Origin of the sequence: Agrobacterium sp. DE0009, from assembly GCF_007680755.1 — a bacterium.
GTDB lineage: Bacteria > Pseudomonadota > Alphaproteobacteria > Rhizobiales > Rhizobiaceae > Agrobacterium > Agrobacterium tumefaciens_B.
Genome location: NZ_VEIU01000004.1, coordinates 307,795 through 332,377, shown reverse-complemented (window position 1 = coordinate 332,377; position 24,583 = coordinate 307,795). Strand labels below are relative to the sequence as shown.

Below are 24,583 nucleotides of genomic sequence, written 5' to 3'. Positions count from 1 at the left end.
AAGGCGCCTCCTCGCGCCTATCGCAATCTCCTGCCCTCGCTGTCGAAGACCAGGATGTGCTGAGGCGCGGCGCTCAGCGTCACGGACCGGCCATCGAGGCTCTCGCGTGAGCCCTGCCGCTGCACGATGATTTCCTTGCCCGAGGGCGCGCGTGTGTAGAGATAGGAAACATCGCCCAGCTCCTCCGCCACCTCAACATTGACGGGCAAGGCACCCTCCTGCGTTATCGTCAGATGCTCCGGCCGAACGCCGATTTCGACCCGCTGGCCGGCGGATACAGGCTGTGAAAGCCGTGCTTCGAGATGCTTCTGCCCGCCATCGAGCGAAATCGTCACGACGCCATTTCGCTGTTCGACAATCTGCGCCTGCAGGAAGTTCATCGCCGGCGAGCCAATGAAGCCAGCGACGAACCGGTTATCAGGATCGTCATAAAGGGTGAGCGGTGCACCAGCCTGCTGCACCACGCCGCCCTTCAGCACGAAAATCTTGTCAGCCAGCGTCATGGCCTCCACCTGGTCATGCGTGACATAGATCATCGTGGCGCCGAGCTTGCGATGAAGGCGTGTCAGTTCCAGCCGCATCTGCACGCGCAATTCCGCATCGAGGTTCGAAAGCGGCTCGTCGAAAAGGAACACTTTCGGCTGCCGCACGATCGCGCGTCCAATCGCGACGCGCTGCCGCTGCCCGCCGGAAAGCTGCGAAGGTTTTTTATGCAGATGGTCTTCGAGTTGCAGGATGCGGGCAGCCTCGCCCACCCTCTCATTCACCTCGGCTTTCGGGCGGCGCGCAAGCCGCAGGCTGAAAGCCATGTTCTCAAACACCGACAGATGCGGATAGAGCGCATAGTTCTGGAACACCATGGCCACACCACGATCGGCCGGTTCGACGGCCGTGACATCACGGTCGTCGATGGCGATGCGCCCGCCGCTGGTCTCCTCAAGACCGGCGATCATTCGCAGCAGCGTGGATTTGCCGCAACCGGAAGGCCCGACGAAGACCGCAAAGCTGCCGGTCGGGATTTCCATCGAGACATCCCGGATCGCCGCAAAGGACCCGAAGGACTTGGCTATATTGTTGAGACGGACACCCATGGCCGCCTCACTGAACCTTCAGCCGCAGCACGTGATAGGACAGCGCCGGCACGGAACCTTTCAGCGCTCCGTCTTCGACGCCAACGCCGCTGCCCGGCGTCGGCACAACGCGATCCGGCTGATCCGGCCCGTTGCCGACACGCAGGTCGTATCCCGCCATGGCCAGATGCAGGTCGAGTGTTGCCGACGAGAACCCGGTGAGGCTGACATCGAGATCGGCTGACTCGGTCAAGTGCCGGTTCAACACGAACAGCGTCACCATGCCTTCGGCTTCATCATAAACACCGGCGACATCGAGATACTTGACGTCATCAGCCGCGTTGCAATCATAAGTCGGGCAATCAACCGCAACATTCAGCGCAACACCGCGACCATAAAGCGAGGCGAACTGATAGGGATAATAGATGGTCTGGCGCCAGGCAGGCCCGTTCTTTTCCGCCCGGATGGGGGCAATGACATTGACGAGCTGCGCGATACAGGCGATGCGCACCCGGTCCGAACGGCGGATGAACTCGTTGAGCAGACCGGCGACAAACAGCGCATCCTCGAAATTGTAAGTTTCCTCCAGAAGTGCCGGCGCTTCCGGCCAGTCCCAGCTCTTGATGCGTTTGCCGTCTTCTTCGCGGATGTGATACCAGACGTTCCATTCGTCGAAGCAGATGGACACATCGTTCTTGGCGCGCTTCTTCGCCTTCACATAATCGATGACGCCTGCAATCGTCTGGATATAGCGCCCGGTTTCCTCGATCTTGCCGAAATAGTTCAGCGTGTCGCGGCTGCTGTTGCCGAAATATTTGTGCAGCGAGATGTGATCGACATTCTCGTAGCATTCTTCCAGCACTTCGCGCTCCCATTCGGGATATGTCGGCATGCCGTCATTGGAGCTGCCGCAGACGATCGCTTCAATGGTCGGATCGAAGCCCTTGAAAGCCTTGGCTGTTTCATTGGCGAGGCGGCCATATTCCACCGCCGTCTTATGGCCGATCTGCCAGGGGCCGTCCATCTCGTTGCCGAGGCACCACATTTTCACGCCATGCGGCTTCTCCGTGCCGTGACTGCGGCGCAGGTCGCTGAGAGCAGTACCGCCTGGGAAATTCACATATTCAAGAAAGTTGCGGGCGTCATCCAGACCACGGGAGCCGAGATTGACCGCGAGCATCATCTCGATGCCGGCCATCTGCGCCCAGTCGGCAAATTCATTGATGCCGATCTGGTTGGTTTCCTTGGAGCGCCAGGCGAGGTCGAGGCGGATGGGACGCTGGTCGCGCGGGCCGATGCCGTCTTCCCAGCGATAGGCGGACACGAAGTTGCCGCCGGGGTAGCGGATGGCTGGAATTTTTAGATCCTGAACAAACTTCAGAACGTCCTTGCGGAAGCCATTTGCATCCGCCTGCGGATGGCCGGGCTCATAGATCCCGCCATAGATCGCACGCCCCATATGTTCGATGAAGGCGGAATATAGGCGATCGTCGATACGCCCAATCCGGAAATCCCGGTGGACTGAAACCCGCGCTTTCATAGGCTCTCCTCCCTGCGCATTCATATTTCAAAACATGATATAAACCATATTTATCGATATAGTTGCCGAGGGAATTCGCGCCTGTCAACCGCGAAAATCATACTTATGACTTTTGTGAGATCAGCCGGCTGTTCGCAGCCGCAGGATTATGTCCTGATCATAATTGCCGAAACCACGACCGAAGATGTTCAACCCGCCGGGATGTTTGGCATCGGCCTTGACCTCGATGCGTAACCGAATGGAGCGGTGGCTGGCGAGATCGATATCCGCAAGCGTGACATCCGAAATGCGGGTTCCGTCGACATAGGTTCCCTGTGCGGTGATGCGCCACGTTTTCAGCATCCCGTATTGGGAGCCGGACAGTTTCCACCAGTCCGGCGTGAAGACGCCACGCTTGTCGCCGAAGTCCCCTGGCGAGGTCCAGACGCCGATTTCCTTGCCATTGACGGACAGCGTGATATCGGAGGGCCAATTGCTGTGAGTTCCCGGCACCTCGGAACTCACCTCCATCGAAAACTCGATTTCCTCGACTTCACGGCCCTGAATCTTGGCATTATTAGGGAATTGATACTCCACGAAACCCGACGTCAGCCATAGCAGCGCCGTCTTCATCCGGTCTGGATCCATGAAAGTATCAGGCACATCGAGAAGCCCGATAATACCATCGGGCGAGCAGATGCCACAGGGCGCGGTGACAGAACTCTGGGTATAGAGGCCGAGCGGCATGGCGACCGCAATGTAATTTGAGACCACCGGCACCTCGGGTTTCCGGAAGGAAACGATCAGTTCGTCGCAGGTGGCAAAGCAGATTTTTTGGCTGCCCTTACGGGCCTTGCGTGTCTCCGTCCGCAACAGCCCGGCGTCTTCGAGCACAGCCACACCGGCGGAAACGGTGGACTGCGGCAGCTCTAATTTTTGAGCGATTTCGTTGACGTTGAGGCCGCTTTGCTCATGTAGCAATTTCAATATCTGTACGCGGATCAGAGACGCAGCCGCCTTCAGAACATCGAACTCTTTTTCAGCATCAACGAGCAGGAAATTGGGCGCCATAGTCTAATCTTCAGATTTATCGATCCAGATCAGAATTTCTGGCTTAAATAACCCGTACTTGTCCAGCCCTCTTTGTCATAATGCCGGCGCAAAGGAAAGAAAGCCTTCCCACGTCGCCAGATATCAAGGGAAAGGCACCGCCATGCGGCTGCGAGACGGCACGGCGGTGCCTTTTCGTCGTCACCCGCGCTTGCGCAGGGTCCGCGTGCCGGTGTCGACGAGATTTTGCGCTGCTTCATCCACGCTGGCGCGGCCGAAGGCGAGCGAATCGGCGATAGGACGCATCACGCCGCGGTCAAACTCATTGGCGCCGATCGGGGCGGGCTCGGGGTAGGAATCCAACTTACCCGACAGGCTCTCAATGTAATCCACCGTCTTGCGCTCGGTCTCATTGAGCGTCGGCAACAGGGCCTCACGCACCACCTTGGCGGGCGGCACGCCGCGCTCGACGCCGAGCACCTTGCCCGCTTCCAGATCATTGACGAAGAAGTTGATGAATTTCGCCGCCTCTTCCCCATTGGTCGAGGTGGACGAAATCGACCAGATGAGCCCTGGCCGGTAATAATGACCGGTTGGCTTCCCCGGCCCCTCGCCCGGGAGCATACCGATGGAGAGCGTTTGCTTGTTGAGTTTCTGGTAGCCGACAAGCTGGTTGGAATAGGCAAAACCGATGGCTGAATTGCCAAGCGTCAAGGCGTTGGACTCGATGGTATTGTCGTCGCGCGTCTGGATATCGGCGGAAACGCAAAGCTTGTTCTCGCGCAGGTCCTCCCAATAGGCGAACCATTCCTTGGCGTCTTCCTTGTTAAAGCCGATGGTGCCGTCCTGGAACAGAAGCTTGCCGCGCTGACGCAGCCAGACATCGAAGACATAATGATAACGCGCGCCATAGGGCACGGCCCAATAGTTGCGTTTTGCCGGGCCGTTCTTCTTGAAATCGCGCGCCAGTTCCGCAAGCGCCTTCCAGGTGATCTGCTCCTTCGGCACAGATACGCCGGCCTCCTTCAGCGTATCGGCGTCATACATCATGCAGAAGGAATTCAGCCCGAGGCCGACGCCGTAAAGCTTGCCGTCGATGCGGCAGAGATCCACCTCGCTTTTGCCGAAGGTAGAAAGATCAAGCGACTTGCCGACGAACTGATCCAGCTCCATGCAGGCGCCTCGACCCGAATAATCGGCAATGGTGGAAGGCTCGAGCTGGAAGATATCGGCAACGTTGCGTCCCGCCATCGACGTCGCAAGCTTGGTCCAGTAATCGGAACCGGCGATCATTTCGCCGCTCACCTCCGTCTGCGGATTGGCCTTCTGGTAAAGAGCAATGACATCGTTGGTGCGCTTGCTGCGATCGGCAGATCCCCACCATACGCAACGGAGGCGCGTGTCTGCTGCGGACGCGCGCAAGCCGCCAGCGGCAACGCCAAGGCCGGCCAGTGCCGCGGTCACCAAAAATCCACGTCTATCGATCATTTGCATCTGCTCCTCCCGCGTTTTGCAAATTTTTCAGATACGGCTTAATTTCTTGCAATTTTTCTTTCGTTGCAATATTTGCATTACAAATGATTTTTTTGCAAGCGCAGGAGACGATATGAACGATACGCCCGACATCAGCCGTCCGCGTCAGTCGGATATCGCCCAACGCGCTGGCGTCTCCATCAGCACTGTCTCGCGCGTTTTGGCTGGCGAAAAAGGAATCAGCGCATCGATCCAGACCAAGGTTCTGGGCGTTGCGGCGGAGCTCGGCTATCCTCTGCGACCGGCGATGAACCAGACAACCGGCGTGCCGCTGGAAGGCAAGACAATTCTTGCGCTCATGTCCGCGGAAAGGGCAACCGGCGATATCGGCGCCTTTTACCACGACATTTTCGATACGTTGCGAAGCCTTGCGCAGACGGACGGATTCGAACTCGATATCAGGCTTTTACACCAGAAGCAGATTGACGACGCGCTGATCCAGCGGGTTTGCGAGGTGGACGGCCTCCTCGCAATCGGCCTCGATCCTGAGGAGGAGATCATCCACCGCATCACGCAGGGCGTCGTGCAACCGGTTCTGGTCAACAGCGCCGATCCCGCCATGGCCCTCGATTGCGTCTCGCCTTCGAATTTTTACGGGGGTGCGCTGGCAGCACGAAGACTGCTGGAACTGGGGCATCGCAAGGTCGCCTATATAGGCCCACATCATCGCCACACCATCAGGGAGCGTATGCGCGGTTTCCGGCAGACGATTCTTGAGGAAGAGGGAGCGACCTATGAGGAGTTCCTGCTTTCGACGGCGGATAGCGGCTTCGGGCAGGCCGGCGATGCGGTTCGTCAGCTGCTGGCCCAAAACCCTGAACTGACAGGCCTATTCTGCATGAATGACGCCATTGCGCTTGGTGCGCTGGGCGCAGCGCAGGAGCTTGGCCTCGGCGTGCCCGAGGATCTTTCCATCATCGGTTTCGACGACCTTCCTTTTGCCGAACTCTCCACGCCTCGTCTCAGTACAATCCGGGTCGAACGCCGCGAGATCGCCCGCGAAGCGGTTGACCTGCTGCGGCGGCGTCTGACCGAGCCTTCCGCCAACGCCCGTCAGGTGCAGCTCGGCGTTCATCTTGTCGAGGGGCAAACCGCAGGCGCGGCGAAAGTGACGCGGAAGGCAACACGTGATGCATGACACCATGACCAGACCCGCAATGGCCAGATTTAATCCGCTATACGGTAACCCGCTGAAAAGCCGCGCCGATGTGCGCCGGGCGCTGGATGACAGTTTCGCGCCGCTTCTCCGCTATTTTTCGGCAGGCGGCGCAAGGGTGACGCTGAGCGGCACCGCCGCACATTTCGACCGCGCCGCGGCTGATCTGGAAGGCTTTGCCCGGCCGCTATGGGGCATCGCGCCGCTGGCGATGGGCGGCGATCCATTCGACCATTGGCCGCTTCTGGCACGGGGCATCGCTAATGGCACCGACCCTTCCCACCCTGAGTATTGGGGCGACGTACGCGAAAAAGACCAGCGACTTGTGGAGCTCGCGGCCATCGGATTTGCGCTGCGCCTTGCGCCGCAGCACCTTTGGGAGCCGCTGTCCGCTACACAGAAAGACAATGTGCGCCGCTATCTCCTGGCAGCGCGCGAGCGCCAATACGCCGACAATAACTGGAAGTTTTTTCGCATCATGGTCGACATGGCGCTCGACCATCTCGGTATCGAATTCGACCGCAGCCTGACGGAAACCTTCCAGAAGCAACTCGACGATTTCTATATAGCCGACGGCTGGTATCGCGATGGCAATTACCGCCGCGTCGATCACTATATTGCCTTCGCCATGCATTTCTATGGCCTGATTTATGCGAAACTGAGCAAGCCGGGTGATGCCTTTGCCGAACGTTACCGCGAACGCGCACGGCTTTTCGCTGGCGATTTCGCCAGCTGGTTCGATAACGATGGCGGAACACTGGCTTTTGGTCGCTCCATGACCTACCGTTTTGCCTGCGGCGGTTTCTGGGCCGGCCTTGCCTTTGCCGACGAGGAGGCGCTGCCCTGGGGCGAGATCAAGGGACTTTATCTGAGCCATCTGCGCTGGTGGGCGGACAAGCCGATTGCGGGTCGCGACGGCGTGCTTTCCATCGGTTACGCCTATCCGCAGCTTACCATGTCGGAAAGCTATAATTCGGCCGGTTCGCCCTATTGGGCCTTCAAGGCGTTTTTGCCGCTCGCCCTGCCGGAAAGCCACCCCTTCTGGCTGGCGGAAGAAAAGCTGCCCGAACCATCCGCAAGCCCTAAGCCGCTTGTTCATCCCGGCATGGTCATGATGCGGACGAAGGGCAACGTGACCGCACTTTCCAGCGGGCAGGAAAACCTCGCCATGCGCGGCGGCCCAGAAAAATATGCCAAATTCGCCTATTCCTCCCGTTATGGTTTCGGCGTCGAAGTGGATGAACGTGGTTTCAAGACCAACGGCTTCGACAATATTCTGGCCTTTTCCGACGACGGCCTGCATTACCGCGTGCGCGAAACCAACGAGAGGGTTCTGCTGGCGGGGGAAAACCTGCGCGCGACATGGAAGCCGTTTGCCGATGTCGCCGTTGAAACCACGCTGGTTGTGGCTGGCGACTGGCATATCCGGCTGCACCGGATCACGTCCGAACGCCCCCTTTCCCTGATCGAAGGCGGCTTTGCAATCAACCGCAACGATGGCGACGGCGATGCCTTGCGCGAAGAGACCGGACGGGCGACGGCCGATTGCGGGACCGATATTTCCGCCATTGTCGATCTTGGTTCGAGCATCACCCGGTACGGCGTCGCGCTGAAAGCGCTTCCCAACACGAACCTCATCAACGCCAAGACCACGGTGCCGCAATTGCGGGGTGATATTCCCGCGGGGGACACTCTGCTTGCCTGTGCCGTCTTTGTCGGTGTCAGCGGGGCAGAAAGCAAGGAGGCACTGGCTTCTGTTCCGCGCCTCCCGGACCTCGAAACGCTTGATCGCCTGTTTGCTGATGAGGGAGCTCCGGTCAGCGCCATGGCAGGACTGCCGCAATGACAAGCCCGCTTCCACGTCTCAGTCTGGCGATGGATACCAAGCGAACACAGCACGTGCTGACTTCGCAGGCATTGACCAAGCTTTCACAGATTGCCGATATACTCGATACTCTTCCGATCAGCGACTTCCACGATCCCGCGGTGCAAGAGCAGCTCGCGCAGACGGATATTCTTCTGACCGGCTGGGGCTGCCCGGAGATCGGGGTAAGGGAGCTCGCTTCGATGCCGCGGCTCAGGCTGATCTCCCATGCTGCCGGCACGGTCAAATATTTCCTGTCGCAAGCGGTGTTTGATCGGGGCATTACGGTGTGCAGCGCGGCCGAGGCGAACGCACAGCCGGTTGCCGAATTTTCGCTGGCGATGATCCTGCTCGCCGGTAAAAGAACCTTCAGCTTCCGGCGTCTTTATCTCGAACATCGTGGCCGCGGGCCCGTCGAGCAATTGCAGGCGCAGGCGATCGGCAATCTCGGTCTGACGGTCGGCATTGTCGGCGCCTCACGCATTGGGCGTCGGGTGATCAGCCTGTTGCAGCCCTTCGATCTCAACCTGATCCTGTTCGATCCACTTCTTGGCGCTGCGGAAGCGGAAAAACTCGGCGTGCGTCTCGTCCCACTCGATCAGTTGATGACCCTGAGCGATGTCATTTCCCTGCATGCTCCCTCGCTGCCGCAGACACGGCATATGATCGGCGCTCCGGAACTCGCCCGCATGAAGGACGGCGCGACACTGATCAACACCGCTCGAGGCGCGCTGGTGGATGAAGACGCGCTCCTAACCGAACTGAAAACCGGCCGCATCGAAGCCATCATCGACGTCACCGACCCGGAAGTGCCGCCACTGGATTCACCCTTTTACACGCTTCCAAATGTCTTTCTCACTCCCCATATCGCCGGCGCCACCGGCCTTGAGCGGGCAAGGCTCGGAGAGATGGCCATCGCCGAGATCGAGCGCTTCTGCCTCGGCATGCCCTTGCAGCAGCAGGTCCGGCCGGAGCATCTGGAACTGATCGCATGAGGATGTTGCAGCCGGGCCTCTGCTCTGTCACCTTCCGCTCCCTGACGCCACAGGCCGTCATCGACCTTGCCGCCGCCAATGGCATCAAGGCAATCGAATGGGGCGGGGATGTCCATGTGCCGCCGGGCGACCTAGAGAATGCGCGGCAGGTTGCGGCGCGGACGGCAGAAACCGGTCTCTCGGTTTCGTCCTACGGTTCCTATATCTTCGCGCCGGATTTCACATCTGATAATGTGACCGCTGTGCTCGAAACGGCAGGGGCGCTCGGCGCACGCCATATCCGTATCTGGCCGGGGCGACGGAAACGCCCTTCCACGGAATACTCTGCCGCCGAACGACGGGATGCAACACAGGCGCTGGCGACAATCGCCAACAGGGCGAACGACTACGGGATGACGATCGGCCTCGAGTATCACCCCAATTCGCTGACCGACACCCTGCCCTCCGCGAAGCAACTGGCGCAGGATTTGCCGATGCTTAACCTCTTTTTCTACTGGCAACCCGCCCCCGGCCTGCCGCTGGAAGAGGCACTCGCGGAAATATCCGCACTCGGCCCACGCATCTGCCATCTGCATGTGTTCGCCTGGCTCTCCGACGCCAGCCGCCTGCCGCTTGCCGACCGGGCAGAGTACTGGCGGGCGTGCGTGGATGCATTGCCGGAGAGCGACTGGAAAAAACCGGCTTTCGCGATGCTTGAATTCGTCAAAGGCGACGATGCCGGACAGTTCGCGGAAGATGCGGCGGTTCTCACCGACATTCTTTATAGAATATAGAACCCGACTACCACTTACCGGAGATATGCTTGTTTGCCGCCCTTCACATAGTGAAATTTATGCACTATGTTTTATTGGTGCCGTGGAGGCTGCATGGGCAAGCTGGTTCAGATTGGGAACATCATCATACGCGTCTATGCGAACGATCATTTGCCACCGCATTTTCACATCGTAACACCGGATGCCGATGCCCTTGTCAACATCGAAACTCTGGAAATCATGCGCGGCAAGCTATCCCGCAGGGCTGAAGCCGAAGCTTTGGCATGGGCGAGAAGCAATGGGAACCTGATTGTCAATGAATGGAATCGGACGAACCCGCGTTTTCCCATTGTAGTAAGGGGAAAGAAGTCATGACACCACGCATCAAAACCATCCTGCCCAAACCGCCTTGCACGCTCATCATCGACTGGGCGGACGGGAGCCAGTCGACCGCCGATCTGACAGGATGGATAGCGACCGGAGGAGAATTGCTCAATCCGCTCCATTCGGCAGAGATCTGGCAGACCGCGACAGTCGCCGACTATGGCGCGACTGTGGAATGGGACGGAGACGACCTGGCAATCGATGCCTATCACCTTTACCAGATCGCTGAGGACCAGCGGGACTTCGATGTGGACGACCTGCGCAAATGGCAGGAGGAAATCGGCCTTTCCAATAATGAGGCGGCGGATTTTCTCGGCGTCACGTTACGGACGTGGAACAACTATCGTGCAGGCACGCCCGTAAGCCACGCGGTCAAGATGCTGTTGCGGGCCACCCAGCGCGACCCGCTTCTCATGCATGCGCATTTCCGGCCACGCCGTCCCGGACGCCCGAAACACGCGGCGTAAGACGGCTGCCGGCAGGGCTATATCCGCCGCCCATCCGCCCCGAACAGATGAGTCTTCGAAAGATCAAACGCAAAGGGAATGGTCTCGCCGATGCGGATCTGGCGCTGGCCGTCCAGCAGGAGGGTGGCTGACTGGCCGTCGGGGGTGTTGGTGTAAACCACCGTCGAGCCGCCGAGATGTTCCACAAGCTGGATGGAGGCTTCGCCGAGCGAGGATGGCGCCTGCGGGTTCACATGTTCCGGGCGCACGCCAAAGGTGAGCGGTTCCCCCTGCTGCGCGGCGACCGGTTTTTCCAATACGATGCGCTGTCCCGCTACTTCGATGGTGCGGTTGGAACTGTCGCCTGAAGCCACCTTTGCGGAGAGGAAATTCATCTTCGGCGAGCCGATGAAACCGGCCACGAACTGGTTGGCGGGATTGTTGTAAAGATCGAGCGGCCGACCGACCTGCATGATCCGGCCGTCGCGCAGCACGACGATTTTATCGGCCATGGTCATGGCTTCCACCTGGTCATGCGTCACATAGATCATCGTGCTCCCGAGCGTCTGGTGCAGCTTGGCGATTTCAACACGCATCTGCACGCGCAGCTCCGCGTCGAGGTTGGAGAGCGGTTCATCGAACAGAAAGATTTTCGGCTCGCGCACGATGGCGCGACCAATGGCGACACGCTGGCGCTGGCCGCCGGACAGCGCCTTCGGCTTGCGCTGCAACAGCGGGCCGATCTGCAGTATATCGGCGGCCTTCTGCACCCTCGCCTCGACTTCCGGTTTTTTGTAGCCCGCCGTTTCCAGCCCGAAGGCGAGGTTCTTGTAGACGCTCATATGCGGATAGAGCGCATAGGACTGGAAGACCATGGCGATGCCGCGTTTCGATGCGGCGGTTTCGTTGACCCTCTCACCGTCGATGCGAAGATCCCCTTCGGAGATTTCCTCAAGCCCGGCGATCATGCGCAGAAGCGTGGATTTGCCACAGCCCGAAGGGCCGACAAAAACGGTGAACTCGCCCGGCTCGATCTTGAGATCGATGCCGTGGATGACCGGAAAAGCGCCGAACCGCTTGACGATTTTTTCGAGCGTAATGCTGCTTGCCATGCTGTTTCTCCCGACTGTCGCGCCGCATGCGGGACGGCTGCGACAGTGTTGATTGTCTTAAAAATGCGTTCCCGATCCGGGTCCCGTTCAGCGTTTCATTCCGGTGGTGGCGATGCCTTCAATCAGCAGCCGTTGGAAGAACAGGAAAAACAGGAAGACGGGCACCAGCGACAGGTTGGACATGGCGAAAAGCGAGGTCCAGTCCGAACTGCCGGTGGAATCCACGAAGGATCTGAGGCCAAGCTGCACGGTGTAGGTGTTGATGTCGTTCAGATAGATCAGCGGCCCAAAGAAATCATCCCAGGTCCAGATGAAGGAAAAGATGGCGGCGGTTGCCAGAACCGGCAACGACAGGGGCAGCATGATCTTCCAGTAGATGCGGAAGGGCGAGCAGCCATCCATGACCGCCGCCTCGTCCAGTTCGCGCGGAATGCCGCGGAAGAACTGCACCATCAGGAAGATGAAGAAGGCGTCTGTCGCCAGGTACTTCGGCACGATCAGCGGCAGCGAGGTGTTCACCCAGCCCATTTCCAGAAACAGTATATATTGCGGAATGAGCACGACGTGATAGGGCAACATCAGGGTGCCGAGCATCAGCGCAAACCAGAAATTGCGTCCACCGAACCGCAGCCTCGCAAAAGCAAAGGCGGTGAGCGAGCAGCCGACCACATTGCCGATGGTGGCGAGCACCGAGATGAAGAAGGAGTTCCAGAAGAACTGACCAAAACTCACCTGCAGCCCGGTCCAGCCACGGATATAACCGCCGATATCGACCGACGAGGGGATGAGCGACGAAGAACCGAACAGCTCATCCTGTGGACGGAACGAACCTGAAATCATCCACAGGATCGGATAGAGCATCGCAAAGGAAGCAATGATCAATGCCGTGTGGAGCATCACCGATTTCAGCGGCGAGCGTTGCGGGCCTTGTCCCGGCCGGGGGGCGGTAACAGCGTCAGTCATCGTAATGTACCCAGTATTTCGCGCTGAGGAACGAGAAGGCCGTGAACAGCGAGATGATGATCACCAAAATCCAGGCAAGCGCCGAGGCATAGCCCATGCGGAAGAAGCCGAAGGCCTCCTGGTAGAGATAGAGCGTGTAGAACAGCGTCGAATTGATCGGCCCGCCCGTACCTTCGGAGATGATGAAGGCTGGTGTGAAGGCCTTGAAGGCGTCGATGGTCTGGATGACAGCGTTGAAAAAGATCACCGGCGTCAGAAGGGGCAGCGTAATACGGAAGAACTGCCGCACTTTGCTCGCGCCATCGATTTCGGCGGCCTCGTACATATCCTGCGGAATTTGTCTCAGACCAGCGAGGAAGATGATCATCGGCGAACCGAACTGCCAGACCGACAGGATGACCAGAGTGTAGATAGAATAATCCGGATTGGAAATCCAGCTCGGTCCTTCGTAACCGAAAGCCTGCCAGAGGATCATATTGACGAGACCGTCAGAGGCGAAAAGCTGGCGCCAGAGAACGGCGATTGCGACACTCGAACCCAGCAGCGACGGCAGATAGAAGATTGCCCGGTAGAGGGTGAGACCGCGAATGCCGCGATTGAAAGCGAGCGCCACCAGCAGCGCGAAGATCAGCTTCAGCGGCACCGACAGCAGCACATAGGTAAAGGTGACCTGCATGGCGGCGGCAAATTTCGGGTCGGCCGTGGCGATGCGCACATAATTGGCCGCACCAACCCAGTCCGGCGACTGCAACAGGTCGTAATTGGTGAAAGACAGATAAAGCGACGCAAGCGCCGGGCCGAGGGTAAGGCCGAAAAAGCCGATGAGCCAGGGCAGAAGAAACAGGTAGGCGTGAATGTTGCGGTCGAACATCCGCCTCATGCCGCCCCGCTTCGGGAGAGCCGCGCCACGGCTCTCCCCCACAAGAGTTTCAGATCGAAAGGCCATAAACCATCACTTCCGTTTGATAACGGTTTCGGATTCCTTGACGAGGCGGTCACCGCCTTCTTCCGGGGTGATCTTGCCGAAGCCGACTTCTTCCGCCGTACGTTTCAGGACAAAGGCAAACTCGCCCGCCCCCGGAGGCGGCGCCGGCGGCAGATCGCCGACGCCGGGGGTAATCTCGGCGATATATTCCACCATGCTCTTGCTGACTTCATCGAGCTTGGGGGTCAGCGCATTGCGCATGGATTCCGAAGCAGGAACACCGCGCTCCACACCGAGAATATCGATACCCTCAGGTTCCGCGACGAGGAAATTGATGAAACCAACCGCCTGCTCGATGCCGGCGCTGCCGGCGGCAACGCTGATCAACATGGAGGGCTTGAGGTAGTGGCCGGATGGGCCATCCTTCGTGCTCTTTGGATAAGAGCTTATCGCCAGCTTCGCCTTGTTGAGCTTCTGATAACCGACGAACTGGTTGGAATGAGCAAATGCGGTTGCCGCTTTGCCCGTCGTCAGGGGGTTCGTTTCTATGTTGAGCTGGTCGAGTGCCTGCACATCGGCGGGCACGCAGGCGCCGCTCTTGCGCAGATCCGCCCAGAGCGTGAACCACTTGGTCGCGTCAGCAGGATCGAAGCCGATGCCACCATCCTGCGTATAAAGCGACTTGCCGTTCTGGCGAAGCCAGTTTTCGAAGCTCGGTTCCACGCCGCTCGCATCGGCCGTGGCATAATAACCGGGTTTCGGCTTGTTCTTGCTGAGCTTGGCGGCGTTCTCGGCAAACTCTTCCCAGGTCTGGCCGATCGCTGGCGGTGTCGCGCCGGATTTTTCCCAGGCCGCCTTGTCGAAGAAAACAGCGCTGGAATTGACGCCGAGATTGATGCCGTAAAGCTTGCCATCGACCCTGCCGGAATCGATGTTCATCTTGCCGAAATCCTCGATCTTCAGGCCCTTGCCAATATAGTCATCGAGGGGTGCCAACGCGCCGCGGCGGCCATATTCGAAAATGTAGCGATAATCCATCTGGATCAGGTCAGGCGCATTGCGGCCCGCCACCTGGGTGGCAAGGCGCGGCCAGTAATCGCTCCAGCCGGCGAATTCCCCGGCAATATCGAGATCCGGCTTAACCTGCTTATAGGCTGCTATCGCCTTATTGGTGCGATCGGCGCGCTCCTGCGAACCCCACCACAACATGCGAAGTCGCGCGGCCTGCGCCTGCGCCGACCCTCCTCCAAATGCTGCTAGCGACAGGGCAGCAAGCCCCGCTGAAAGCACACTTCTCCTGTGAAGCATCACGGACATTGGCAACTCCTCCCTAATGACTGCCAAATTGATGATGAGCGTAAACGACACTTGCCGTTTTATAACTAATTGGTTACATGGGAACACCGATCGCAAACATTGTCAAGCGGGTGCTTAAATGGAAAAAACGACAAAGGACCAGCCACTCGACGCGGCCCCGCAAGAAACTCCAGCGCCCAAGCGCAAACGCGCCACCGCACAGGTGCGGAACCCTGAAAGAACCCGGGCAGCCATTCTTGAAGCGGCCCGCCGCGAGGTGGCGGCGAAGGGCCTGGCCGGCGCTCGAATCGATGTTGTCGCCCGTCGCGCCGGCACCAACAAACGGATGATCTATCACTATTTCGGCGATAAGGACGCACTTTATCTCGCGGTTCTGGAAGACGCCTATCGCCACATCCGCCACACCGAAAGACGGCTTGACCTGACCCGCAAGCCCCCGTCGGAGGGCTTACGGGAACTTGCACTTTTCACCTGGCATTATTTCCTCGACCATCCAGAATTTCTGAGCATTCTCGCCACCGAAAACCTCAATAAAGCCCGTTATCTCAGGCAATCCCCGACGATCACGGCGATGCATTCGAATTTCATTTCGGAACTTGAAGACGTGTTGCGGCGTGGCAGCGAGGCGGGCGAATTTCGCGACGGCCTCGATCCGATCGACGTCTATCTGACCATCGCTTCGCTCGGCGCTTTCTATCTTTCGAACCGGTTTACGCTGTCGACGATCTTCCAGCGTGACCTGACCGACCCATCTGAACTGGAACGCTGGGGCCAGCATATCGTCCACACCCTGCTTGCTGCAGTGCGGCCAGTCTGAACCAAGAGAACCGAATTCCCGTTTAACAACAGCGAGGACGCGCTATTCGCATCCGCGAAGCGCGTCCTTTTCTTTTGCAGCGCGGTGGGCAAGGCTGACGGCTGCTCTTCTGAAATCCAAACTTTTCCTGCCAAAAACACCTTGACAGATCGTACTCTTCACGATCACAAATAACCAAATGGTTACAAATAGCCATGTTTGACGGAAGCGGCTTTCGGGAAAAGGCCGCCTTGGGAGGAAATTCATGAAACGTATCGGCGTTATCATGCACGGCATCACCGGCCGCATGGGTTACAACCAGCACCTCGTGCGCTCCGTTCTCGCTATTCGCGATCAGGGCGGCGTGCTGTTGAAGAACGGCGAAAGGGTCATGCTTGACCCCATTCTGGTCGGCCGCAACGGCGCGAAGATCGAGGAAATCGCCAGGAAGCACAATGTTGCCCGCTGGACGACTGATATCGACGCAGCTTTGGCAAACCCCGACGACACGCTGTTCTTCGATGCCGGCACCACGCAGATGCGCGGCAGCCTTCTGGAGAAAGCCATCAAGGCCGGCAAGAACGTGTATTGCGAAAAACCCATTTCCGACACGATGGAAGAGGCGCTGGCAATTGCGAGGCTCGCCGAAAGCGCCGGCGTCAAGCACGGCGTGGTGCAGGATAAGCTGTTCTTGCCCGGCCTTCGGAAGCTCGCCATGCTGCGCGACAGCGGCTTTTTCGGCAAAATCCTCTCCGTGCGGGGCGAATTCGGTTACTGGGTGTTCGAGGGCGACTGGCAGCCGGCGCAGCGCCCGTCATGGAACTACCGCCTGAAGGACGGCGGCGGCATCATTCTCGATATGCTGTGCCACTGGCGTTATGTGCTCGACAATCTCTTCGGCCCGGTGAAATCCGTGAGCTGCCTCGGCGCGACGCACATTCCCGAACGTTTCGATGAACAGGGCAAAGCCTACAAAGCGGATGCGGACGACGCCGCCTACGCCACCTTTGAACTGGAGGGCGGGATTATCGCCCACATCAACTCTTCATGGGCGGTGAGGGTGCGTCGCGACGATCTCGTCACCTTCCAAGTAGATGGCACCCATGGTTCGGCGGTGGCGGGCCTGACCAAATGCTTCACCCAGCACCGCACCAACACGCCAAAGCCGGTATGGAACCCCGACCAGCCACAGACCATCGACTTCTACAAGACCTGGCAGGAAGTGCCTGACAATGTCGTCTATGACAATGGCTTCAAGGCGCAGTGGGAAATGTTCGTGCGCCATCTGGTGGACAATGACCCATGGCCCTATGGGCTGATGGAAGGCGTGAAGGGCGTGCAGCTTGCCGAGCTGGGGCTGAGATCGTGGAAGGAACGCCGCTGGCTCGACGTTCCCGCCATTTCCTGAGGAGGCTGACGTGAGCGAACTGAAGCTTCCGAAGGACGACCGCAGCATCGAGGTCTACAGGCTGTCCGGCACACCGGTCGCTGTTGAAAAACGAAGTGCTGCGGATTTCAACCGCGTCGCCTTCGCCGCCGCTCACGTGGTGGCCGATCCGCTTGCCGACAACGATCCGTGGCTGACACCCGCCATCGACTGGGATGCGACCTTACGTTTCCGTCACCGGCTGTGGGACCTCGGCCTTGGCGTGGCCGAAGCCATGGATACGGCTCAGCGCGGCATGGGGCTGGCATGGCCGCAGGCGCAGGAGCTGATCTCCCGGTCGCTGAAGGAAGCCGCCAGTCGCAAGGATGCGCTGATTGCCTGCGGAGTGGGCACCGATCATCTGAACGGCAGCGGTTACGATCTGAATCAGATTGTCCACTCTTACCTTGAACAGCTTGATTTTGTTCAGGGTGAAGGCGGTCGCGTTATCCTGATGGCGAGCCGCGCTCTGGCCGCTGCCGCTCGTTCCCCGGATGATTATCTCAAGGCCTATTCCAGGGTCCTTGGCCACGCCGACCAGAAAGTGGTGATCCACTGGCTGGGCGAGATGTTCGACCCGGCGCTTGAGGGCTACTGGGGCTCGGGCGACCATATGGTGGCGATGGACACCTGCCTTGCCATGATCGAGGAGAATGCCGACAAGATCGACGGCATCAAGATTTCGCTTCTTTCCAAGGAGAAGGAAATTGCCATGCGCCGCCGCCTGCCCGCGGGCGTGCGCATGTATACCGGCGACGATTTCAATTATGCCGAATTGATCGCCGGCGACGCACAAGGACATTCGGACGCCCTACTCGGCATTTTCGACGCCATTGCGCCCGCCGCCTCCAAAGCTCTCGCTAGTCTGAAGCGCGGCGCGGACAATGAATTCTTCGACATTCTGGAGCCGACGGTGGCGCTCTCGCGTCACATCTTCAAGGCACCTACCCGCTTCTACAAGACAGGTGTGGTGTTCCTCGCCTACCTCAACGGATTGCAGGATCATTTCACCATGGTTGGCGGACAGGAAAGCGCCCGTTCCACGCAGCATTTCGCCGAGCTTTTCCGGCTGGCGGACAAGGCCAACGTGCTGGCTGAACCTGACCTGGCGACGCACCGCATGAAGGCGTTCCTTTCGGTCCGGGGCATCGGCTAAGGCAGCAGAACCAGGGGAGACATCGATATGAGCCTTGAAGGCCTTTCAATCAATTTCGCCACCGTGCGGCAAGGCGCTAACTTCAGCGCCATTGTTGACGCCTGCCTCGCCCACGGCATCACAACTATCTCGCCGTGGCGCGAGCAGGTTCATGGCATCGGGCTGACCGAAGCCGCGCGCATCGTCGAAGCAAACGGCCTGCGCCTTTCCGGCCATTGCCGTGGCGGCTTTTTCCCCGCCATCGACGCAGAAGGCCGACGTCTCGCCATCGAGGACAATAAACGCGCCGTCGATGAGGCCGCGGCCATGAAGGCCGACTGCCTCGTGCTTGTCGTGGGCGGCCTGCCTGCGGGCTCGCGTGACCTGAAGGGCGCGCGGCAGATGGTGGAGGACGGCATGGCCGAACTTCTTCCCTACGCACGAGCCGCCGGTGTGCCACTCGCCATAGAGCCGCTGCATCCCTTCTATGCCGCGGACCGCGCCTGTTTCAACACGCTCAAACAGTCGCTCGATCTCTGTGACAGGCTTGGCGCAGGAACCGGCGTCGCCATCGACGTCTACCATGTCTGGTGGGATCCGGAACTGGAAGAGCAGGTGGCGCGTGCGGGCAGGAACGGGCAAATTCTCGCCCACCACATCTGCGATTGGCTGGTGCCGACCACCGATCCGCTCAATGATCGCGGCATGATGGGCGACGGCGTGATTGATCTCAAGGCGTTTCGCGCCATGATCGAGGCCGCCGGCTTCCACGGCCCGCAGGAAGTGGAGATTTTCTCGCATCGCTGGCAGGCGCGGCCGATGGATGAGGTTCTGTCCACCGTGGTCGAGCGTTTCAAGACTGTTTGTTGATTATCCGGGAGAGTGACGATGCCTGAAAGGGTGAAACGCAAACGTTACGCGCTGGTTGGCACCGGCAATCGCGGCACCACCATGTGGGGCCGCGAGTTGCTGGCCGGCTGGAGCGATTATGTCGAGCTGGTGGGCATTTGCGACCTGAACCTGATGCGCGCCCAACGCGCCCGCGCCATGATGGGATCGAACGCGCCGCTTTACGATGATTTCGACCAAATGATGCTGGAGCAGCGCCCGGAACTGGTAATCGTCTGCACCCCTGACGACACGCATGATGACATTATCATCCGTGCGCTGGAAGGCGGAGCCGATGTCATCAGTGAAAAACCGATGACCACCACCCCGGAGAAGATCGATCGCATTCGCGCGGCGGAGGCCAAAAGCGGTCGCCGTGTCGACGTGTCGTTCAATTACCGTTTCTCCCCCACCGCCGCCCGCATCAAGGAGCTGATCGACGAAGGCGCCATCGGCACGGTAACCTCGGTCGATTTCCACTGGTATCTCGATAACCACCACGGCGCGGATTATTTCCGCCGCTGGCACGCCTTCACCGAACATTCCGGCAGTCTGTTCGTCCACAAGGCCACCCACCATTTCGATCTCTTGAACTGGTATCTCGATTCCGACCCCGTGGAAGTGAAGGGGTTCGGACAGCTGCTGCATTATGGCAAGAATGGCCCGTTCCGCGGAACGCGCTGTCGCACCTGTCTGCACAAGGATGAGTGTGATTATTTCATGGATCTCGGCGCCGATCCCTTCCTTGATGCGCTCTATGAAGACCCGTCGAGCATTGACGGCTACATGCGTGATGCCTGTGTCTTCCGGGAGGAGATCGACATTCCCGACACGATGAGCGCTTCGATCCGTTACGAGAGCGGCGTGCAGGTTTCCTATTCGCTCAACACCTACATGCCGATAGAGGGCCACCACATCGCCTTCAATGGCCACAAGGGTCGCATCGAGATGCGCCAATATGAAAAGCAGCCGTGGACCGAACCCCCTGCCGACGAAATCCTCGTCGTCAAAAGTTTTGGCGGCGGTGTCGAGCGCATATGGGTGCCGCATGAGCCGGGCGGCCACTATGGCGGGGACAACCGTATGCGCGACATGATTTTCAAGCCTGGCTCCAATGATCGGCTGCGGCAGCGGGCGGGCTCACGCGCAGGCGCCATGTCCGTTCTGACCGGCGTAGCGGCCCTGAAAAGCGCCCGTGAAGGCGGATCCCAGCCTATAAAATCGCTGCCGCTTTAGTCTTCGATCTGCAGACAAGGTCGTTGCTGCTCAATTTACGAAAAAGAACGGGCGATATTCCGCAGATTACGCGCTTCTTTCCTACCGGTAGAGTGACTGCCGGGGGAAGAAAGAGTGAGTCATGTCCAGTTTGCAGTCCATCGTTCCGCTTATCGTCATCGGCCTCTGCCTCATTGTGTTCTTCAAGTGGGTGGGACGGGATATGAACCGCGAAGAGAAAAAACCGCGTTCCCGACGCTAAGCTCGTTCTCCTGAAGCGTTCTTGATTGCGGAACCTCGTCTGCGCAACAGCGTTTTCCCGTCAAAAGGAGAACCTTCATGACGCAAGAGCAAACGCCAAAACGCGATGAGAACAAGCCCTCCAAGGCCAGCGATATTCCGCCGGCGGGTCCCCACGCCAAACCGTCGCTAACAGACAATGAAAAGACCCCTGGCGCCGGCAGCCTGCCGGATGGCGACGGCAAGGATGTCACGCCGGGCTCCGGTTGACGCCAATAGCGCCGAAATATCATACCTTTATTATATTTCGGCGCATTAACAGCAGCTTAGCCTTCAAATACGAGACGAAAATCCTGTTTCTCCGCTTCAGTCATTGCAAAATCAAAAATTGAGCCTATATTTGCTTCATCGACCATTGCTTGTGACGTCGTTCTGGAACAGACTGTTCCCCGTCGGATTTCCTCTCAAATAATCGATCTTATCCCGCAAGGTATCGCGGGAACCACAACGATTCTACGAAAGGAAATCGTTATGAACACTGGTACTGTAAAGTGGTTTAACGCCACCAAGGGCTTCGGCTTCATTCAGCCTGACAACGGCGGCACGGACGTTTTCGTCCACATCTCCGCTGTTGAGCGCGCTGGCATGCGTTCTCTGAACGACGGCCAGAAGATCAGCTACGAGATCGTCCAGGACCGTCGTTCTGGCAAGAGCTCGGCTGACAACCTTCAGGCAGCTTGATATTCGTCATTTCCAAACCGCAGACCACGGATGTACTGGCTGCAGGTTAGGATGACTGTGAGAGGTCGGGTCAACGCCCGGCCTTTTGTTTTTGGGCCATGGAGGTCCTATGCGTAAAAATTCCTATAAGTCCGGCGACACAGTTTTTCTGAAGCCCGGTGTCATCGGCAACAACCAGCCCAAAGGTCCTGCGCGCGTGATGTCCGTCATGCCGGAGGGACAGGGCGTCGTTCGTCTCAGGGTGCGCTTCCAGCAGGAAAATTTCGACCGCAGTATTGCGATCGACGAAATAGATTTGTCAGCGTCCACCACGCCGACGCCACGCACCAGCGAGAACACGGCGGTGCGCGAAGCGGGATCCAGCTGGATCAACCTGAGTTCCATCAAAGTCAGAAAATAGCAGCGTCGGCTGCTGAAGGAGAATTTCTTGCAAGTACTCGTCCGCGACAACAATGTAGACCAAGCCCTTCGCGTTCTGAAAAAGAGAATGCAGCGCGAGGGCATATTCCGCGAAATGCGTGCACGCGAATCCTATGAAAAGCCTTCGGAAAAGCGGGTCCGTGAACAGGCCGAAGCCGTGCGTCGTCATCGCAAGCTGGAAAAGAAGAAGATGCAGCGTGAGGGCCTGCTGCCGGCGCCGAAGAAGGCTGCCCGCACCCGCTAAGCCGCTCGACACTGCTCTTGCCCAAAGGAGAATGCCATGGCCGCGACTAAAGAAGCTTTTTTCAAACCCGGCAAATTATCCGCGCAGGACAAAGCATCATTGACGGATAGCGCCGCAAAGCAGATCATCAATGCCGAGGCTGACCAGCGCGCCCGCAAAACGGAACGACTTCGTCAGCTTCGTGAAGCACAGGAAGCGACTGTTATTGTCGACGCTCCCGTTGCCGCGAAAAAACGATCCGGCAAGAGATAGCCGTTCGGGATCTCCGGAAACGCTGCGAGAACTGCATCAGGAGCGGATCATCCATAGCCGCCAGTGGCTATGGAATTCAGGAGGAGGACACCATGGCCAAGGGTCAGTTGCGCAGCAACAAGGAAATCCGAAAACCCAAAAAGGACAAGACGAAAGCGCCGGCAGCAGCCCCTGCTGGCTCGCAGGTCAAGTTCGCAAACGCCACCACGGCGGACGGCAAAAAGAAATAGTGCGGCCTGTGGCCTGTGTATCAAGTCGAATAAATTCATCGATATAGATACTGGACTTGATTTGGCCACATTGCCAAACTAAATATCTCTCATAGCAACTGCTGGTGAGCGCGAATGAAATCGACGTTCGCAGTTGCGTTAGTCGCTTTTAGACTTTTGACCACGGATGTACTGGCACTGGTGTTGAGAGCGATGTGTGGAAGGTCGGTGCAATATTGCCCCGGCCTTTTCTGTTTTCTGCGGGACACGCGCTGGTTATTCAGCGTTCAAAATCACCTCCAAAATCACCGATGAAAATAATGGCTTGGCAAACTCCCTATATCAGGCAACACTGATATTAAGCGTCCCCCCTGCGATCAGGCGGGCTTGGGAACGCTGAGGCATGGAATGTACGTCTGACGAGTGGGATCCCATAACGGCTCCGCTATTCGGATGCAGCCCCTGCCGATATGTTTTGCGTCTGCGTGGAGGTGGGTATGACGTATGACTGGAGCGGTCGCAGAATGCGCCGCATGCGAGCGGCGAAACTGACGATCATCAGCCTTGTTGCGGCCTTCGTGATAACGGCACCGATTTTCGCGCATTATTGACAGCGCGAACACAGGACAGGATCAGACCGGCTGGCGGACGTCGCGTTGCTTCTTCAATCGGCTTTTCAGCCATCTCTGGACTGGCTGATCGTAATAGACCGTCAGCCACCAGGAGAGGCACGTCGTGGCAATGAGGAAAACGACGCCCGCCGGAAGGGCCATATCGTCGCGGTGAACCGCCGGGATCAGAAATTCGGTCCAGGCGAGAAGCGGAATATGCAGGACATAGACCGCATAGGACGCCGTTCCGAGAAACACCGATACCGCGCCGACGCTGCGCCCCGGCACCGTTTTGCTGGCGACGACCAGAAGCAGCGGCCAGACGAACAGAACGACCGCAAGGTCAAAAAAGGGCCGAAGCTCGGGCGACATCGGAGCTGCGAGAATGGTACAGACAAAGAGAAGGCAAAGGGTCGCCTGAACGGGTCTTATTTGCGGTGTGCGATCGCGGAAGCGATAAATCAGCACGCCAGCAAAGAACGAGAAGAAGACGCGTCCCATGCCGGCATACATCTCGTGCCAGCGAAAGCCCGCATGCAGACGGCCGAACTCGACCGCCGCAACCATCAGCACAAACGCACTGATTCCCAGTACAAGAGCAGTCTGCCGCACCGAAAACCGCACACCCCAACGGGCATAAACGGCATTCACCACAAGTTCGTTGAAGAGCGACCACGCCGGACTAACGAGAAACAGTGCGCCGTTTAGCGTCAGTGTGAAGGGTGCTGGCAAAAACAGCAAGCCCGTGACGAGGGCAAAAGCGAGTTCGCCGGGATTGATGAGGCGGTGCAGATCATCGATCGGCGTCGGCAGGCCGAGCGCGTAGAGACAGATGAAATAAGCGGCCATCAACGTCAGCGCCAGGACATAAAGCGGATAGAGCCGGGCGAAGCGCGCCTTCATGAAAAAGCTGGGCGTCATGGCGCCTTCGCCCAATCTGCGGCTATAGGCATGCGCCAGCACGAAACCGCTGAGCGCAAAGAACAAGTCCACGGCCAGATAACTCGACGCCGTGCTCTTTCCAAACAGGTCCTCGGCATGGCGGTGAACGATGAAAAGAGCGGCCACCCCCCTGATACCGTCGAGCAATATGAACCGTTCCGAAGATGAGTTTATCATGGGTTATGGCTCTGAGGTGACTGAACAGTTTGATGTTCTAATGGACGAGCTTTACTGCGAGCAGGTTCATCTTAGCCAGCGAAAATATGTTCGGAATCGCGAGCAAACCGCATTATCCTCGACTATGATGTTGGCCCCCCTGCCCTTTCGCGGTTGCGAAAGGCAAGATACGCCCCGATGTCATCATCTTTCGACCAGGTG

The 24,583-nt window shown here is 58.5% G+C and carries 26 protein-coding genes; 17 read left to right on the top strand and 9 right to left on the bottom strand.

Annotation, left to right across the window (positions count from 1 at the left end):
- Positions 1-17: 17 nt before the first annotated feature.
- The 4 genes from FS804_RS17030 to FS804_RS17015 form a co-directional block, all read right to left on the bottom strand.
- Positions 18-1,091, bottom strand: coding sequence for an ABC transporter ATP-binding protein (locus tag FS804_RS17030; protein ID WP_144577972.1), 1,074 nt, complete (start codon positions 1,089-1,091; stop codon positions 18-20).
- Between the two features lie 7 nt (positions 1,092-1,098).
- Positions 1,099-2,610, bottom strand: a complete 1,512-nt coding sequence (locus FS804_RS17025; RefSeq protein WP_144577970.1) for an alpha-N-arabinofuranosidase — start codon at positions 2,608-2,610, stop codon at positions 1,099-1,101.
- Positions 2,611-2,730: 120 nt separating this feature from the next.
- Positions 2,731-3,660, bottom strand: coding sequence for a transcriptional regulator (locus FS804_RS17020; RefSeq protein WP_144577968.1), 930 nt, complete (start codon positions 3,658-3,660; stop codon positions 2,731-2,733).
- A 180-nt stretch (positions 3,661-3,840) separates the two neighbouring features.
- Complete coding sequence (locus FS804_RS17015; RefSeq protein ID WP_063949893.1) at positions 3,841-5,133, bottom strand: ABC transporter substrate-binding protein; 1,293 nt, start codon at positions 5,131-5,133, stop codon at positions 3,841-3,843.
- 112 nt (positions 5,134-5,245) lie between these two features.
- Here FS804_RS17015 and FS804_RS17010 point away from each other — a divergent pair, with 112 nt between their 5' ends.
- From FS804_RS17010 to FS804_RS16985, 6 genes are all read left to right on the top strand, one after another.
- Positions 5,246-6,310 (top strand): LacI family DNA-binding transcriptional regulator, encoded by a 1,065-nt coding sequence (locus FS804_RS17010; RefSeq protein WP_144577966.1) that lies wholly within the window; start codon positions 5,246-5,248, stop codon positions 6,308-6,310.
- Positions 6,303-8,174 (top strand): DUF2264 domain-containing protein, encoded by a 1,872-nt coding sequence (locus tag FS804_RS17005; RefSeq protein ID WP_144578127.1) that lies wholly within the window; start codon positions 6,303-6,305, stop codon positions 8,172-8,174. Before FS804_RS17010 ends, FS804_RS17005 begins: the two co-directional genes overlap by 8 nt.
- Positions 8,171-9,187 carry a hydroxyacid dehydrogenase gene (locus FS804_RS17000; RefSeq protein WP_144577964.1) on the top strand — a complete coding sequence of 339 codons (1,017 nt, stop codon included), beginning with the start codon at positions 8,171-8,173 and terminating at the stop codon, positions 9,185-9,187. The genes FS804_RS17005 and FS804_RS17000 overlap by 4 nt, the downstream gene beginning before the upstream one ends.
- Complete coding sequence (locus FS804_RS16995; RefSeq protein WP_144577962.1) at positions 9,184-9,960, top strand: sugar phosphate isomerase/epimerase; 777 nt, start codon at positions 9,184-9,186, stop codon at positions 9,958-9,960. The genes FS804_RS17000 and FS804_RS16995 overlap by 4 nt, the downstream gene beginning before the upstream one ends.
- Positions 9,961-10,053: 93 nt before the next feature.
- Positions 10,054-10,314, top strand: a complete 261-nt coding sequence (locus tag FS804_RS16990; protein ID WP_144577960.1) for a DUF4160 domain-containing protein — start codon at positions 10,054-10,056, stop codon at positions 10,312-10,314.
- The gene (locus FS804_RS16985; protein ID WP_144577959.1) at positions 10,311-10,790 is read left to right on the top strand and encodes a hypothetical protein; all 480 of its coding nucleotides are present in this window, start codon (positions 10,311-10,313) and stop codon (positions 10,788-10,790) included. The genes FS804_RS16990 and FS804_RS16985 overlap by 4 nt, the downstream gene beginning before the upstream one ends.
- 17 nt (positions 10,791-10,807) lie before the next feature.
- Here the strand turns inward: FS804_RS16985 and FS804_RS16980 are convergent, their stop codons facing one another.
- The 4 genes from FS804_RS16980 to FS804_RS16965 form a co-directional block, all read right to left on the bottom strand.
- Positions 10,808-11,881 carry an ABC transporter ATP-binding protein gene (locus FS804_RS16980; protein WP_063949898.1) on the bottom strand — a complete coding sequence of 358 codons (1,074 nt, stop codon included), beginning with the start codon at positions 11,879-11,881 and terminating at the stop codon, positions 10,808-10,810.
- Positions 11,882-11,968: 87 nt separating this feature from the next.
- Positions 11,969-12,844, bottom strand: a complete 876-nt coding sequence (locus FS804_RS16975; RefSeq protein WP_063949899.1) for a carbohydrate ABC transporter permease — start codon at positions 12,842-12,844, stop codon at positions 11,969-11,971.
- The gene (locus FS804_RS16970) at positions 12,837-13,724 is read right to left on the bottom strand and encodes a carbohydrate ABC transporter permease (protein WP_010972768.1); all 888 of its coding nucleotides are present in this window, start codon (positions 13,722-13,724) and stop codon (positions 12,837-12,839) included. The genes FS804_RS16975 and FS804_RS16970 overlap by 8 nt, the downstream gene beginning before the upstream one ends.
- A gap of 72 nt (positions 13,725-13,796) precedes the next feature.
- Complete coding sequence (locus tag FS804_RS16965; RefSeq protein ID WP_144577957.1) at positions 13,797-15,086, bottom strand: ABC transporter substrate-binding protein; 1,290 nt, start codon at positions 15,084-15,086, stop codon at positions 13,797-13,799.
- A 118-nt stretch (positions 15,087-15,204) separates the two neighbouring features.
- On the opposite strand from FS804_RS16965, the gene FS804_RS16960 reads away from it, so the two are divergent.
- From FS804_RS16960 to FS804_RS24980, 11 genes are all read left to right on the top strand, one after another.
- Positions 15,205-15,903 carry a TetR/AcrR family transcriptional regulator gene (locus FS804_RS16960; protein ID WP_144577955.1) on the top strand — a complete coding sequence of 233 codons (699 nt, stop codon included), beginning with the start codon at positions 15,205-15,207 and terminating at the stop codon, positions 15,901-15,903.
- Between the two features lie 244 nt (positions 15,904-16,147).
- Complete coding sequence (locus FS804_RS16955) at positions 16,148-17,290, top strand: Gfo/Idh/MocA family protein (RefSeq protein ID WP_186376847.1); 1,143 nt, start codon at positions 16,148-16,150, stop codon at positions 17,288-17,290.
- 10 nt (positions 17,291-17,300) lie between these two features.
- Entirely contained in the window at positions 17,301-18,464 is a 1,164-nt protein-coding gene (locus tag FS804_RS16950; RefSeq protein ID WP_144577954.1) for a dihydrodipicolinate synthase family protein, read from the top strand.
- Positions 18,465-18,491: 27 nt separating this feature from the next.
- On the top strand, positions 18,492-19,313 hold the full coding sequence (locus FS804_RS16945; RefSeq protein WP_144577952.1) for a sugar phosphate isomerase/epimerase: 822 nt from the start codon (positions 18,492-18,494) through the stop codon (positions 19,311-19,313).
- Between the two features lie 18 nt (positions 19,314-19,331).
- On the top strand, positions 19,332-20,567 hold the full coding sequence (locus tag FS804_RS16940; RefSeq protein WP_144577950.1) for a Gfo/Idh/MocA family protein: 1,236 nt from the start codon (positions 19,332-19,334) through the stop codon (positions 20,565-20,567).
- A gap of 318 nt (positions 20,568-20,885) precedes the next feature.
- Positions 20,886-21,056: a hypothetical protein gene (locus FS804_RS24985; RefSeq protein ID WP_186376845.1), complete on the top strand. Its 171-nt coding sequence runs from the start codon at positions 20,886-20,888 to the stop codon at positions 21,054-21,056.
- Positions 21,057-21,317: 261 nt separating this feature from the next.
- Positions 21,318-21,527: a cold-shock protein gene (locus FS804_RS16930; protein ID WP_003508146.1), complete on the top strand. Its 210-nt coding sequence runs from the start codon at positions 21,318-21,320 to the stop codon at positions 21,525-21,527.
- 109 nt (positions 21,528-21,636) lie between these two features.
- Positions 21,637-21,927: a cold-shock protein gene (locus tag FS804_RS16925; RefSeq protein WP_144577948.1), complete on the top strand. Its 291-nt coding sequence runs from the start codon at positions 21,637-21,639 to the stop codon at positions 21,925-21,927.
- Between the two features lie 27 nt (positions 21,928-21,954).
- The gene (gene rpsU, locus FS804_RS16920; RefSeq protein ID WP_063949907.1) at positions 21,955-22,191 is read left to right on the top strand and encodes a 30S ribosomal protein S21; all 237 of its coding nucleotides are present in this window, start codon (positions 21,955-21,957) and stop codon (positions 22,189-22,191) included.
- A gap of 36 nt (positions 22,192-22,227) precedes the next feature.
- Positions 22,228-22,443 (top strand): hypothetical protein, encoded by a 216-nt coding sequence (locus FS804_RS16915; RefSeq protein WP_063949908.1) that lies wholly within the window; start codon positions 22,228-22,230, stop codon positions 22,441-22,443.
- A gap of 92 nt (positions 22,444-22,535) precedes the next feature.
- Positions 22,536-22,673, top strand: a complete 138-nt coding sequence (locus tag FS804_RS24980; protein WP_172801636.1) for a hypothetical protein — start codon at positions 22,536-22,538, stop codon at positions 22,671-22,673.
- A gap of 611 nt (positions 22,674-23,284) precedes the next feature.
- Here FS804_RS24980 and FS804_RS16910 read toward each other — a convergent pair.
- Positions 23,285-24,382, bottom strand: coding sequence for an acyltransferase (locus FS804_RS16910; RefSeq protein WP_144577946.1), 1,098 nt, complete (start codon positions 24,380-24,382; stop codon positions 23,285-23,287).
- Positions 24,383-24,583: the final 201 nt, after the last annotated feature.